The sequence below is a fragment of the Bacillus sp. AR4-2 genome (assembly GCF_008274865.1).
GTDB classification, from domain to species: domain Bacteria; phylum Bacillota; class Bacilli; order Bacillales; family Bacillaceae_G; genus Bacillus_A; species Bacillus_A cereus.
The window spans coordinates 114,177-127,475 of sequence record NZ_CP031063.1 but is presented as its reverse complement, the minus strand read 5'-3'; the positions used below and the strand labels follow the sequence as shown (position 1 = coordinate 127,475).

The following is a 13,299-nucleotide window of genomic DNA, read 5'->3' as shown; positions in this document are numbered from 1 at the left end:
AACCTATTTACATGCTGCCCAAACACCTGTAGCACCAGTTAATTCTCCAGCTAATCCTACAAGAGCTTGTCCACCTACACGCATTCTTTCTTCCCAAGTAGATGCTTGTACAAGAAGTTTTGCAGCTTCTCCAAAACCACCTAAAGCATTAATATATTTTTTAATTTTAAGCAACTTAGAAACAGCAATTAAATTTCCACCAACAAAAGCAGCTAAAGCAGCAGAACATTTACCTATTTTAATCCAATCTGGATCAGCAATCACTGGAAATGCAGTATTTTCATCAAAATCTACAACTTGAATCAATTTGTTTCCATCAACCTTATAATGTGTAGAAACAGGATTTCCATTTGCATCTTTCGCCCAAGCAGGCATAAAGACACTTTGAATAATATTTTCAGCATCAACTATAAATACTTCTCCTGTATCAAATTCCTGACCCAAATATTCAGCAGATGAAACTAGTTTACCACCATTAGGGATATCAATAGCAAACTCGTATTCTTTTGGCGCAGATTGATTTTTAATTTTAATTAGCGATCGCACACCATCTTTAGTAGTTTGTACCGCTAAATCAGCTGGTTGATTTTCATCTTGATAAATAAGAGTCCCATTATTTGTTTGAATAACTTCGCTTGAATTTAGCTCCGGGAGAGAAATATGTAAAGATTCTGTTCTATCCTTGATAGTAATAGGTTCTGAGTTTAATGTAGTTGGGATATTAACTGTACCTGATGCATTTTCAATAACCTTTGTTTCCTTTGATTCTATTTTAAAATTATTTAAAACGTCATCAATTCCTGTATTTTTCTCAATCATTTGAGCTGTAGAATTTGCCTCTTTTTGCGAATCGTTAATCTCAGCATTAATTGAAGGAGTTAATACGGATATACTCATAGCCCCTACTATTAGTCCTGCTAAAATTTTTTTAGATAAAAATTTCATATAACATTCTCCTTTTAAGTAATTATTTTCCTTAATTATAAATAATAACTAATTTCATTCATAGTCTATAATAAATTTATTTATTATGATAAGCTTAATGTAGTGACCTCAAAGAAAACTAATGACCCATACGTACACTCAGTCATTTTTCCCTAAATGCTAATATAAGTCCTCACTTTATCTCAATTTATTTTCAAATTTCTGGACCCTCTCTAACTAGTATTATAAATAACTTCTAATAAACAATATTAAAAAAACTATATTGCTCATTATTTAACTCCATAAACAGAAAACATTTCATTAACGTAATTATCACTAATTTGACCATGTGCATTTTACATACTACTCCAACAAACGCTCAGCTACGAATCTTGATTGAAAGCTAGGATCTATTTAAGTCACTCTTCTCACTTCTCCCTCCCTCTTTTGTTTCTCATCCCTTTTAGACCTTTCATCTTGGCAGGGTATTTTTATTTAATAAATATTTTTATACTTATATTTTTGTTAAATGGATAATTACAGGAGATATATGGTAAAAATATACTTAATGAATTATTATAGTAAGAAGAATTATCAAAAAAACTAAAGCAATTGTAAAAGTAGAAAAAACTGAATCCTTTACTCTAATGCAAAAAACTGTAATTCTTAAAAAATGAGTAAAAAGGGTGACGGAGAAAAAAAGAATTTTTTATTAGAGGAGAAATTACGCCTCTTCAAAACAGAAAAAATATTAAATCAATAATTAAATAAAAAAAAGAGATTAATGGTAAGAATAAAGAAGAATTCCAATTACTCTCGAATACTTAAGAAAAGAAATTTATAAAGAAAAACAAAATGGGATTTTGGATTGAAAGGTAAGCAATACACATAGGTGGAATCTAGTTATTGAATTCACATTTTAATCCAAGGGGTACAAATTTGATGCGAGATAAAAAGGGATTATTAAAACAATGGAAAGCGGATTTGCAAGCTATTCAAGAAGAAAAAAGACTAAAGAAGAAGACTAAGAAAAAGAACAAAAAATATAGTATTCTTGGTAATACATCAGACTTCATGAATGACAAAAATACTTATTATAAAAAGAATGGGGTATGGAAACAAGGACGTAAATAATGTGATCATAAATAATCTTGACTAAGTGTATATAATGATTGTTATAAACGCTGCCGTAATTAGGTTGGCGCCTTATTTGTTGTTAAGAAATGATACGAAGTTTTAACTATCCATTAAACACATGTCTTCATGAATTTAAAATCGAGTGGTGTGATTTTCCACTATTCCTTTTATTATTCATACTCTTGATTTCACATATGTACTTAAAACAAGTTCTTTAATTATTTGGCAAGCACAAAAAGAAATAATACGCTAACAGGAAAGAAACCATTTTGAAAAGCCTTTTTCAAAATGGTTTCTTCATTTTTATATCGAGCGTCTTTTTATAAAAAATAAATAATCATTGTAATGGACCTAATAGATCAATAATTTCTTCAGCTTTTGTATTTTGAATACTATAGTAAATTTCTAATCCCTGACGGTTTCCCTTTAAAACCTTACCTTTCATTTTAGATAAGTGTTGAGAAACTGTGGATTGTGGAATATTTAAAATTTCAGTCATCTGAGTCACATTTAGTGTCTTATGTTTTGAAAGCTCGCTGATTAGTTTTAAACGCATTGGGTGTGCCATAACTTTTAAAAGCTCTACATCCTCTTCTAAAATTGTGTTATCTACATACTGATTTGTAAATCTTGTCATAGTATCTTCTCTCCTTTTTTTCTTCTATTTTAGCGCAACTTCCTTATTACATAATATTAGTATGTTAGAATATTCATTATGAAATATGATAACAAAAGTATACACCTTTAGTTTGTGTTAGTAATGGAGTTAATGTGTGTTCTATATGAAGTTTTAAACATTATTTGTAATCATTTGATTTAAAGTATCTGAATTCACAATAACTATTATATCCCCAAAGAATAACCTTCTATAATTAAAATATTAAACACTGAGCGCGATTATTTTAAATTTATTTTTTGAGTTTTTATAATTAAGGCCTTGATAAAAACTTAATTATAAAAGGCTCTTTTTATTTCAATAAGCATCTTTAGATTACCTTTATTAAAAATAAAAAACCCTCAATATATAACTGAATATTCCGTTATATATTTATCAAATCCCAAATATTAACATATACATATAATTGTTATATATTTATATAGTAACAATTATACTTAATATTATAAAAAAAGGGGATGTTTACATGTTTAAGAAGGTTGTTTTATCCGGTGCGATATTAATGGGAGTTTTAGGAGTATCAACGATAGATTCACCAGAATTAGGAATAACAAAAGCAGAAGCTGCTATTAGTGACGCCACAATACAAAAGGTTTCTATTTTAGGCAATGATTACTATAACGGATCTAATGTCCCAGGTTATACAACAGGTACTTTTTACATAGTAGGAGATGCAAATGTAACATATACCATCAAAAGCTATGAATTCGGTAAATTAATTTCCTCTAAAAATGTTACTACAAAAGGATTACGTACTCCTGTATCTTTCAATATGGGGATTACAGAGGGAAATGAATATAAAGTAACTCATAACGGACAGGTTATCAGTACATTCAACGTTCGTGGGCATTGAGCTCTTAATAAATACTGCAATAATTTATAAAAAGAAACACGGTGAAATTAAAGTTAATATGACTGGCGAAAGATATGATAGATAATAAAAAAGCACTCATAATGAGTGCTTTTTTATAACTTCGTGATGATTAAAAAAACAGGAATAATAAGGGTCTCCAATTTCCCCTTCTATTTAAGACTTGAAATTAGCATTTCAATACTGTCCTTATTGTTAATATGTCTAGAAAAAGAACTATATAGGTTTCTATTTCTGTTCATTATATAAAATCCTATATTAATAAAGAAAAAAGAAGAGGAATCGCTCTCCTCTTCACCAATAAAATCGAACATATTTACAATTAAGGAAGGGTATATATTCATCAAGAGATGAAAGGAACAATAATAGTTCACCTAGTGAATTATAACATAAATACAACCCCATTTATAGTTAATATTAACATTTATGGAATATTTGTTACAGATTTGTTAAACAACTTAATAATAAAAGGCTTTATATATGTATAACTAGAAAGTCGATAATGTAGTGATTAAATATAAGAGGAGGATATATATTATGTTTCACAAAAAACAAACATTCGTAACAACCGTAACAGCTTTAACATTAGGATGTGGATTTACTTTTGGATTAACACCAGCCTTTGCAGATTCTAATAAGATTTCGCTCAACGATACTTCTGTTCATTCTATTCAGAGCCAAGAACAAGAACCTTTTACTGGATATGTCATTTCAGTAGATAACAATTACTTAGTAGTTGCTGCCACTTCTACAAAAGATGAAGCACTTGCTTATCAAACTGATTGGTGGGAGCTAGTTTCCCATAATAAAATTTTGAGGGTTCCTATTTCCAATGACGAAAACTACAAATTAGGGGAAAAATTAAACATATATGCAGCTGCATGGACTAAATCTCTACCACCAATTGCTGTTATGCCTACCATTGAAAAATTAGCTCCGTAAATAATATTTAAATTGAAACGATAGGGAAAGTCAGCTTTTCTTATAACTACCTTCTTGTATAAATTTTAAACTTAAGCGCATACTACTAATGGAATGCTTGAATCATTGTCATTGAACATATTCAGCAATTCCGCTCCTTAAGAGAACAGTCTACGCAACTGTTCTCTCTTCGTTTTCTGTGTTTTACCTTCTAATATATCTCCCAACAAGAAATACGATAAAACATTCTGTCCTAATCTCTCTAAAGATTATTGGGATACTCTCACTTATGCTAATGGATAAGCAAACATAACTAACGCGCTTATTACAAAGATTCTTTTTGTTCGTCTATATAGGCACATACTTAACTCTTCTATAATCAATAGCATTGCTACATTCTCAACGTTTCCTCAATAAATTCTCAATATTTTTCATGGACAATAGCACACTTTCGCAACAGTTTTAATATCTTAATATTAGATACCGAAAGGAGGTGCTGAAAAATGACTTGGTTCATTATTTTAGGATTTACGCTTATTTTAATTATAAATGGCTTTAATGCCCATAGTATTCATATCATTTTCAAAATAGATTTAGGTAAAAAAGTTGTGCCAAGTTGGTCTTTTGTTAATAGAATAAACTTCCAAACATTTAAAAATTTAATAAAAGGATCAACTAAGAATAAACTAAAAAGCTTTACAATAGGAGAACTTGTAATTCCTTTGAGTTTATTTTATAAATTATTTGGTAAAACATTAATTTTTCTATTACTATTCTTTTACTCTCAATTCTTGAACTAAACGCAATATAAGATTAGTTATAGTATAGTAGTTACAAAATTTATCACAAAACAGACCGCTTTATATGAGCGGTCTGTTTAAAATCAAATTTAACTAAACTATATTGATAAGCTTAAACGTGCTCTCATAATGAAAACTAATACTATAAAAATAATTTACAAATCACTTTTTTTGCCTCAACTTTATATTTACTAAACAAAAAAATCCATTAGTTTATTCTCTAAATTTATAAGGAAATTTCACTTGCAGGTATTCTAGCCTAAAAATTTCTAATATATCCTTTTCTACTTATATTAATGCCATATTTATTTCTCACACATGAATGGGTATTACATATTATACCCAACATGTTTATAGGCTCAATAATATTATTTAAAATCGTTACTAAATTAAAACTGGAATACCATTCTATTCTGTCAACATTCCCTATATTGATAAATATCAGACATTCAATCTATTTGACATTTTAATGACTTATAACAGGAAAATATATACATACAACGAAACCTGATGTATCTTTGCGTTGTAAGTCGTAGTTAGTTGGCCAACTTTCAATGCAATTTAATAATAAAAAGTCAGGGGGACCTAAAATGAATCAAGTATTAAGGAAAAGTAAGAAAAAAATGATGTATCTAGTTGGTTCACTTCTAATTTCTTTATCTATGTTTTCAACTACAAGTTTTGCAGCTACAGAAGGTGCTGTAAAGAGTGTTACAAATAGTAAATATACTGGGATTGCGGCTGATATAAATCTACCAAAATCAGTAGTTGTTAAGGATGGATATGTGAATTGGTATTTAGGTATTGGAGCATCTAAAGTTGAAGGTGGTATTTCAAAAACACCAAATGGATATAAAGTATTTCTTAATTCAGGATATAATGAATCAGGTCAAAACAGTAAATATTGGAACACACAGTATGATACATCAATTAAAGATGGTGATCGAGTCAACCTTAAATTAGTTAATAACGGAAATGGTACGGTTACTATGTATGTAAATGGAAGCCCTAGATACACAAATCAGCCTGTCTACGGTACTTTTTCTCAATATGAACCAGTAAAAATGGTTCAGGGAGTTGAAGATGCTGGGCGTAATTCTTTTAGCCAAGCTAGCTTTTCAAACGTACTTCTAAGAGCAGATACATCTGGATCTTCCTACAAAAGTTGGAACAGCTCGATTTCTTCCTCATTTTCTAGACACGGTACTTATGGTAGTAATTTCACTGTTTATTCTCAAGTGCCTCTAAGTGCAAGTTTACGCTAGAGTTTTTATTAGAATAATAATGTTTTTGTGAAAAAAGGTAGTTACACTTTTTGTGTAGCTACCTTTTTTATATACAGAAATTGCAATAGATATTAGAGCGACTATAAATGACATCTTTCATACTTTAACTTCTTCAAATTCAATAACATTTTATTAGTATGTGTCATCGCTCGACTTAATGCGAAATCAACCTTATATTGTCTTCAATTTTCTTTATCACTATCGGATTAAATCTCCTCCATTTAAAATACCCACAATCTGTACAAGCATTGGATATCTAGGTTTAGATTACCACGAAGTCGCGCTCAGTTCATTTTTTTGCTAAATAACGAGTAGCTCAAATTTAATTCTATTGCATTACCACAAATAAGTAACATGCTATATAATCCAATCACGAAAGGAATCTCCTTCACTCCATCGAATTATTGTAGAGGAAAGGAGATGAATGTATGGAAATCCTAGGACTAGATACTCGCGCATTAGCAACTTTAGGCGCACTTGAGTACACAAATCGTCGCAATAGATTAATCGAAGACTCTGAGAATGACATATACGAGTGTAAAGAAATAAAAGAAATACTACAATCGCTTCCTAAAGAGAAGCAGATTGAGGTTCTGGATAATCAAGCCTATTTTGAAGCAGTAGCAAAGATGATTGAACAAAACAATTTAATTCTTTTAGAACAGATAAAAACCCTACAAATAATCCAGAAATAACAAACATATCATTGATTATTCCTACATACGCTTCCATAAATCAACTATCTTTCTCTAACATACTAGCCTCTGTTTTTACAGAGGCTTTTGTAATACTCTCTTTCATCTCTTGAAATTGAATGGCTTCTTTTACATTTATGAATACAGATTCTAATAAACCTGATGTAAACTCTAACTTCTTCTCACTCTGTCCTGTTACAGCACCTACAAATCCCACAGTAATTATGTGCTCTAATAGTTTTCCAAATCGTTTCTCAGGCATTTCAAATGTTTTTATCTTCATTTTTAAATCCTACTCTTATTTAATGCTTTTTTAGTTGATTTTTCAGCATTTTGTATATAATAAATTGTGGCAATACCTACCACGGTAATTAAAATAATTTGATTATAATCGACCTTCTGTAATAACCCTCCATACAAAATAAGAAGTCTCTTAAAAAGAGACTTCTTATTTCTAATACAAACGACATACATAGGGTAAATATACATAATATTATCAGGATGGTGTGCTTTGTTGCCTCTTTATCGTAACACACAATATCTCATTTTTGTTTAATAATCCCAAAAATAGAATTTTATCAACATTGAAACATTTTATTTATTACCTTATATCAACATCTTATGTATGCAAAATTACATATCAAATCTTGTTGAAAATCATTCTCATTGTAACTATAATGGTTTCAGGAAGTGTGTTTTCACTTCCTTTTCAAATCTCACAATATATTAAAGGAGGAACTAGAATTATGAAAAAAGTAATTTTAGCAGGGGCACTAGGAATTGCAGTACTATCAGGTATGAACTTACCAGGAGCAGAGGCATCAAAAGCAAGTGCAGCAACTACGAATTTGGAAATTCAAGAATTTACAAAATATTACTCCATGAGTTCCTATGAAGTTTCTCAAAAAGAATCATTTGATCTTAATAAAGGGGAAGAACTTACAGTCTTTGTACAAAATTCTGGATTCCCAATTTCTTATACGATCTTTGATGCAGATAATGAAGTAATTGGCACATACAATGCTAATTCACCATATGGCCGTGTATTCAAAGCACAAAAAGATGGTAATATTTCTGTTCAATTTCAAGCAGGAGTAAATTCTTCTTACATGAAGAAGATGAATTTCACAGCAAAATTTGCAGTTTCTAAACTTAACTAATATAAGAATTTAACTACCCTCTTTAAAAACAAATTAAAAAGGTATATCTCTTCAATGAGATATACCTTTAACTTTAGTAAATTTTATATTGACCTGATAATTGTTCTTGCGCCATATGAACTAAACGTTTCGTAATTTCTCCACCTACTGAACCATTTGCTCGTGCTGTTGAATCCGGTCCAAGTTTAACCCCAAATTCCTGAGCGATTTCATATTTCATTCGCTCAATAGCGCTTGTTGCAGTTGCTACCAAGATTTCGTTTGAATTATTATTTTCACGAATTTACATTTCTTACACACTTCCGTTTAACTTGGTAATATCATGCTCTACTTCCAATAAAATATGTAAAAAATTATTCCTTTAGCTATTTTACTTATATACCTCGGCTTCATCCCATATATTTGAATAAATAAAGGTACGGGTCTTACCTACGCCTTCTCCTACCCTACTTACTTTTGAATCCCCCTATTAATTCCTGTAATTCTTGGGAGAGCCAATTCAAAGAATTTGCTAGCTCTGCAATATCTTGTACATACATTTGATGTTCTTTCATACTTATCTCAACATTACTACTACTATTCACATATGTATTTGCAATATATGATAATTCATTTACACCCTGAACAATGGATTGATTACTTTCTAAAATATCTCTTGAATTAATCGAAGTCGCTTTAATTTGATTTGTAACAAATTGTGCAGATTTTGAATTTTTTTCAAAGAAAGCACCACTACTTTGAAAAAGTTTTATTCCTGATTCCACTTCCTTTGAACTCTTCTGCTTCAGCTTGGATTTCACTAGTTAATTTAGCTATATCCCTTGCAGATATCTCGGTTTTTTTGGCTAATTTACGTATCTCATCTACAACAACTGAAAATCCTTTATCATACTCTCCAGTACATGAGTGTTCTGTAGAAGCATTTAAAGCTAATAAATTTGTTTGATTCGAAATAGTCGTAATTACAGTGACTATTTCACTAATTTCCTTGGATCTTGATTCAAATGCATAAATACTAGAAGATGTATCTTGAACTGTATCTCGGATTATTTTCATTTGATTCACAATTTGTTTAATCAAATTTTCCCCCTCTAGAGAATGCTGTTCCATGACTTCCGAAGCAGTCGTAATTTGTTTTACAGATCCTTTAATTTCTACCATCTTACTTTCCAATTCTTGAACAATTCCTAAACATTTCTGCACTATATGTTCATAAGAATGTGCACCTAATTTTAATCCTGTCATAGAGCTTGCAATCTCTTGAAATGACATGCTATTCTCTTTTGTACTTACCGATAATTCCTGTGAAGATGTCGAAACCTGTTCAGCAGTCTGCCTTACTTTATCTATAATCCTATTAAACTTTTCAATAGTGCTATTAAAATAAATATTGGTTATCCCTATATCATCAGATCTTTCATTTAATTTAATACTTAAATCACCTTCACCAACTTTACGTAAGCCTTCTTGTAAATCCTTTAAAGGCGATAGGGAATTTCGTGAGATTAATATTTGAATCGTAATTGCGATTGTTAATGAAGTTATAATAAAGAGTAAACCTTGTACTATAAATTTTTCCTTTGTAATAGGAATGATAGAAGCGTCTAAATCCGCTGCAACAATTGCAATTATATTTTTATTTTCATCTATAATTGGCTCTAAAATTGTTACCCATGAACCTAATTCATCTTCATACACTTCTGTCATTTGTGCCTGTTTCGTTTTCATTACTTTATCGTATGATTTCATCCAGTGGGTAGGCTGTTTATAATAGTCACCTGGTTTTACAGAAACTGCATTTGCTAATTCTGTATCCAAACCTACTATTTGAAGTTCAACTTTATCATTTAACTTGGCCCCTATAACATATGTTTGGCCGACACTTTTCAAATCTTTTGTAGCTTTATCTAATTGCTCTGTCAATTTTCCTTTCTTCACTCTTTGTGCTGTGGGGTCTTTTGCTACATCTTTCACTATTTCTACATCTAATTGATTTATTAGTGTATCCCCTGTTTCAAAAGACTGCTTCTCAAATATAGACATCATACTATTTTGAAACATATCAAAACTTAACGCCCCCATACTTCCAACAAGCGTCAGAATTACTAATACAGTTAGTAATACATTTTTTTGAAGCAATGATAGCTTATTCCAATATTTTTTCATTAATTTCACCTTTCTTATTTTTCATGATGAATATTTTTGAGTTTAAGGTATGTTTATATATAAAAATTAGAGTTTAGCAAAAAAATTAATATTTTATATGTAACGGGATAAATTAAAGAAAGACACTCTTCGGGGAGTATCTTTCTACAGTACAGCCATATAATACTTGTTTCTTTCATATTTACATGAAGTAAGTAAACAACTAAATAGTTATCTGTCTCACCCTAAAATTAGAAAGGAGCATATCACTCTCTCCTCACCTATATAACGATGATTCTAAGACGTAATCTTTCTATAATTCCAATATTCCCATCACTTCTTTTGTAAATAGTTTAAAATCAGTTAAATGTTTTTCAATAATTTGACGAACAATATCTAAATTTACACTTTGATAATCATGAACAGCAATATTTCGAAACCCAACCATTGCTTTTAACTTACTTGCCAATTCTTTACTAAGTAAATCCGCGTCAACTAACAAATCAAATGCCTCTCGACTAGATTGAGGTAATCCTAATTTCTTACCCGCAACAATATGCATTGCTAAATCAATACTCGCTTCACAGGCTCTTTGTATATTCAATATTATTGAATCTTGCTTTGTATAATCCTCTAAATTTTTAGGAGTATTTCCATATACGTCCTGTATTCTCTTTATACAACGCTCTATTGTAGAAATTTTGTTCAAGATAACTTCATTCTTCATATATAGAACCTCTTTTCTTTATATCATCGAACACTATTTGGCGTTCCTCATTCAATTTTGAATACATTTTTAAAGTCTTCATTTCAAAAATAACCTTACGTTCTTCATCAGAACAAAATATTGTCTTTCCTGTATGTATAATCTGAGCTTGAAAAACTGTTGAAGCCTTTGATAAATCAACTAAATCAACATCTCTATGAACAATATCTGCTAATTCCTGTGCTAATAAAAAACGTTCATAATTCCCTAAATTTATGTCACTTAAATATGCTATATCAATATCACTATCTTCCCGTTCTCTGTTCTCTGCTATAGATCCAAATACAATTATCCAATAGGGATTCACTGTCTCTTGTAATTTTTCTATAATAGCTGTAATCATGCTTTGAAAAATCATTTAATTAATCCCCCTTGTTATTATCGAATTTTATTATATCATAACCATTATATAACCTTTTCAACTACGCAGTATAATACTTTACGGAAATTTAAATGCCTTCCTTATTAAAAAATAAGATTCGAAATGTTCTCCAATATGCATAGTAAAAATAAACTTAGTTCCCCCTGCAGTAATACTTGTGGCGAGTATAAATTCAACCTATCTTTTTATTATTCGCACCAAGAATATTATTTATATTATATAAATAATAGGATTATCAATATAGTAAATAGTTAACCCAATTTTTTTGTGCAACTTCGTAATATGGCTTTTCTTTAACATAAAAAGCTTCCCTTTGCGGAAAGCTTTTTAATGTTATTAAAAAAAACAATTCAACTACATTTAATTTTCTTCATCTTCATAAAAGCCAAATAGCTTTTCTTCTTCGTATTCATACTTTCTACCTAAATTAAGCATATCTCTTTCAACCTGTAAAGTTAATACATACTGTTCCTTATCTGTAAAGTATGTATCTTCCTTTTTTAACCCTACAACTGTAACTTTATCATGCTCATATGTTTTTGTATAAGCCTTTATCTCATCAACCATGCTTTCTAAATCACTTTCGCTTCTACGGTAAACATCAATGACAATTTCTGTTGTATATTTTTCGATCATAATTCAACATTCCCTTTATTTTAAATATAGCGGAAATTGAGTACTTTTACTACTATCTTCTGTATTAATGATAACCCTATGATGAACAGTAGGAGTATCTCCAGTACTTATATTACTATTGAATTCTTTTCTATAGAATGTTCTCCAAGGTCCTCCTTTATCACGAGCAGACCATGCTTGATCTGGTTCATTCATTGTTGATTCTCTAAGTTTTTTCACATCAACATTTTTTCCATATTGAGTTCTATTCTTAGTAGATTTCCTTGACGCATCATATTTATGTCTATCATATGCATGCGAATTAATGAAGTCACCTTTATTAGAACCACCATTCGTTTTAGTTGGTACTGTTTTGCTTCCCTTTGGTTTTGGTTTTGGCTTTGGTTTCCCTTTACCCTTAGCTAACGCTGCATGATAAACATTTTTTTCTAAAATAGTTTGATTTGTAATTTCATCACTAATTGGCGTGTCTTTTTCTATACTATTTACTAGATTAACTTGAATGACACCTTCATGTTTCTTCACATTTAAATTTAAAACTGAAGTATTATCATCACCATTATTATAAAAATATTTTACTTCTAGCGCCTCATTTTGCTTTGGTTCTAACGCATCAGCAAACTCAAAAAAGTCATCTTCACTAATAATCTGATTTCCATTTACATCTCTAATACTTTCCAGCCCTTCAATTTTTAAACTTTCTTGTCCATTAAAAGAGTTTGCTTCTGGAGTATTAGAAGGTAGCACTAAAAATGAAATTACCATCAAGAAAGACAGCACAGATAAAAATATTTTATTCTTCATAAAACTTCCTCCCTATGTTTTTTCTTTACAACCTAAATGTTACATCAATTAGAAAATTATAACAATACTGTTAATTTATAGGTTAAAATGTTAAGG

Annotated in this window: 15 protein-coding genes and 1 pseudogene; 7 read left to right on the top strand and 9 right to left on the bottom strand. The window is 30.0% G+C overall.

The window, feature by feature from the left end; translation table 11 throughout:
- Positions 1-3: 3 nt before the first annotated feature.
- Positions 4-945, bottom strand: a complete 942-nt coding sequence (locus DN399_RS27675) for a hypothetical protein (RefSeq protein ID WP_048563929.1) — start codon at positions 943-945, stop codon at positions 4-6.
- A 921-nt stretch (positions 946-1,866) separates the two neighbouring features.
- Here DN399_RS27675 and DN399_RS27670 point away from each other — a divergent pair.
- Positions 1,867-2,058, top strand: coding sequence for a hypothetical protein (locus tag DN399_RS27670; RefSeq protein ID WP_001205050.1), 192 nt, complete (start codon positions 1,867-1,869; stop codon positions 2,056-2,058).
- 340 nt (positions 2,059-2,398) lie between these two features.
- Here the strand turns inward: DN399_RS27670 and pagR are convergent, their stop codons facing one another.
- Positions 2,399-2,698, bottom strand: a complete 300-nt coding sequence (pagR, locus tag DN399_RS27665; RefSeq protein WP_000196662.1) for a transcriptional repressor PagR — start codon at positions 2,696-2,698, stop codon at positions 2,399-2,401.
- A gap of 505 nt (positions 2,699-3,203) precedes the next feature.
- Here pagR and DN399_RS27660 point away from each other — a divergent pair.
- From DN399_RS27660 to DN399_RS27640, 5 genes are all read left to right on the top strand, one after another.
- Complete coding sequence (locus tag DN399_RS27660; protein ID WP_098364375.1) at positions 3,204-3,590, top strand: hypothetical protein; 387 nt, start codon at positions 3,204-3,206, stop codon at positions 3,588-3,590.
- A 555-nt stretch (positions 3,591-4,145) separates the two neighbouring features.
- Complete coding sequence (locus DN399_RS27655) at positions 4,146-4,550, top strand: DUF3221 domain-containing protein (protein ID WP_149150186.1); 405 nt, start codon at positions 4,146-4,148, stop codon at positions 4,548-4,550.
- Between the two features lie 482 nt (positions 4,551-5,032).
- A complete protein-coding gene (locus DN399_RS27650) occupies positions 5,033-5,329 on the top strand; it encodes a hypothetical protein (protein WP_000219746.1) in 297 nt (98 codons plus the stop codon).
- A 590-nt stretch (positions 5,330-5,919) separates the two neighbouring features.
- On the top strand, positions 5,920-6,594 hold the full coding sequence (locus tag DN399_RS27645; protein WP_001077584.1) for a hypothetical protein: 675 nt from the start codon (positions 5,920-5,922) through the stop codon (positions 6,592-6,594).
- A 449-nt stretch (positions 6,595-7,043) separates the two neighbouring features.
- On the top strand, positions 7,044-7,310 hold the full coding sequence (locus DN399_RS27640) for a hypothetical protein (protein ID WP_000404247.1): 267 nt from the start codon (positions 7,044-7,046) through the stop codon (positions 7,308-7,310).
- Between the two features lie 40 nt (positions 7,311-7,350).
- On the opposite strand, the gene DN399_RS27635 is transcribed toward DN399_RS27640, so the two are convergent.
- On the bottom strand, positions 7,351-7,593 hold the full coding sequence (locus DN399_RS27635) for a hypothetical protein (RefSeq protein WP_149150185.1): 243 nt from the start codon (positions 7,591-7,593) through the stop codon (positions 7,351-7,353).
- A 463-nt stretch (positions 7,594-8,056) separates the two neighbouring features.
- On the opposite strand from DN399_RS27635, the gene DN399_RS27630 reads away from it, so the two are divergent.
- Positions 8,057-8,470 carry a hypothetical protein gene (locus DN399_RS27630; RefSeq protein WP_149150184.1) on the top strand — a complete coding sequence of 138 codons (414 nt, stop codon included), beginning with the start codon at positions 8,057-8,059 and terminating at the stop codon, positions 8,468-8,470.
- A gap of 73 nt (positions 8,471-8,543) precedes the next feature.
- On the opposite strand, the gene DN399_RS27625 is transcribed toward DN399_RS27630, so the two are convergent.
- The 6 genes and pseudogenes from DN399_RS27625 to DN399_RS27600 form a co-directional block, all read right to left on the bottom strand.
- On the bottom strand, positions 8,544-8,753 hold the full coding sequence (locus DN399_RS27625; protein ID WP_149150183.1) for an alpha/beta-type small acid-soluble spore protein: 210 nt from the start codon (positions 8,751-8,753) through the stop codon (positions 8,544-8,546).
- Between the two features lie 163 nt (positions 8,754-8,916).
- A pseudogene (locus DN399_RS27620) lies at positions 8,917-10,636 on the bottom strand (methyl-accepting chemotaxis protein).
- A gap of 292 nt (positions 10,637-10,928) precedes the next feature.
- Positions 10,929-11,342 carry a type VII toxin-antitoxin system HepT family RNase toxin gene (gene hepT, locus DN399_RS27615; RefSeq protein WP_000787551.1) on the bottom strand — a complete coding sequence of 138 codons (414 nt, stop codon included), beginning with the start codon at positions 11,340-11,342 and terminating at the stop codon, positions 10,929-10,931.
- Positions 11,332-11,739, bottom strand: coding sequence for a type VII toxin-antitoxin system MntA family adenylyltransferase antitoxin (gene mntA / locus DN399_RS27610; RefSeq protein WP_000577214.1), 408 nt, complete (start codon positions 11,737-11,739; stop codon positions 11,332-11,334). Before mntA ends, hepT begins: the two co-directional genes overlap by 11 nt.
- Before the next feature lie 384 nt (positions 11,740-12,123).
- Positions 12,124-12,399 carry a hypothetical protein gene (locus DN399_RS27605; protein ID WP_000570854.1) on the bottom strand — a complete coding sequence of 92 codons (276 nt, stop codon included), beginning with the start codon at positions 12,397-12,399 and terminating at the stop codon, positions 12,124-12,126.
- Between the two features lie 15 nt (positions 12,400-12,414).
- Positions 12,415-13,203: a hypothetical protein gene (locus tag DN399_RS27600; RefSeq protein ID WP_000790907.1), complete on the bottom strand. Its 789-nt coding sequence runs from the start codon at positions 13,201-13,203 to the stop codon at positions 12,415-12,417.
- Positions 13,204-13,299: the final 96 nt, after the last annotated feature.

Excerpts from the sequence above, each read along its gene's own strand:
- DN399_RS27675 (WP_048563929.1), bottom strand. The coding sequence starts at position 945 with ATGAAATTTTTATCTAAAAAAATTTTAGCAGGACTAATAGTAGGGGCT.
- DN399_RS27670 (WP_001205050.1), top strand. The coding sequence starts at position 1,867 with ATGCGAGATAAAAAGGGATTATTAAAACAATGGAAAGCGGATTTGCAA.
- pagR (WP_000196662.1), bottom strand. The coding sequence starts at position 2,698 with ATGACAAGATTTACAAATCAGTATGTAGATAACACAATTTTAGAAGAG.
- DN399_RS27660 (WP_098364375.1), top strand. The coding sequence starts at position 3,204 with ATGTTTAAGAAGGTTGTTTTATCCGGTGCGATATTAATGGGAGTTTTA.
- DN399_RS27655 (WP_149150186.1), top strand. The coding sequence starts at position 4,146 with ATGTTTCACAAAAAACAAACATTCGTAACAACCGTAACAGCTTTAACA.
- DN399_RS27650 (WP_000219746.1), top strand. The coding sequence starts at position 5,033 with ATGACTTGGTTCATTATTTTAGGATTTACGCTTATTTTAATTATAAAT.
- DN399_RS27645 (WP_001077584.1), top strand. The coding sequence starts at position 5,920 with ATGAATCAAGTATTAAGGAAAAGTAAGAAAAAAATGATGTATCTAGTT.
- DN399_RS27640 (WP_000404247.1), top strand. The coding sequence starts at position 7,044 with ATGGAAATCCTAGGACTAGATACTCGCGCATTAGCAACTTTAGGCGCA.
- DN399_RS27635 (WP_149150185.1), bottom strand. The coding sequence starts at position 7,593 with ATGAAGATAAAAACATTTGAAATGCCTGAGAAACGATTTGGAAAACTA.
- DN399_RS27630 (WP_149150184.1), top strand. The coding sequence starts at position 8,057 with ATGAAAAAAGTAATTTTAGCAGGGGCACTAGGAATTGCAGTACTATCA.
- hepT (WP_000787551.1), bottom strand. The coding sequence starts at position 11,342 with ATGAAGAATGAAGTTATCTTGAACAAAATTTCTACAATAGAGCGTTGT.
- mntA (WP_000577214.1), bottom strand. The coding sequence starts at position 11,739 with ATGATTTTTCAAAGCATGATTACAGCTATTATAGAAAAATTACAAGAG.
- DN399_RS27605 (WP_000570854.1), bottom strand. The coding sequence starts at position 12,399 with ATGATCGAAAAATATACAACAGAAATTGTCATTGATGTTTACCGTAGA.
- DN399_RS27600 (WP_000790907.1), bottom strand. The coding sequence starts at position 13,203 with ATGAAGAATAAAATATTTTTATCTGTGCTGTCTTTCTTGATGGTAATT.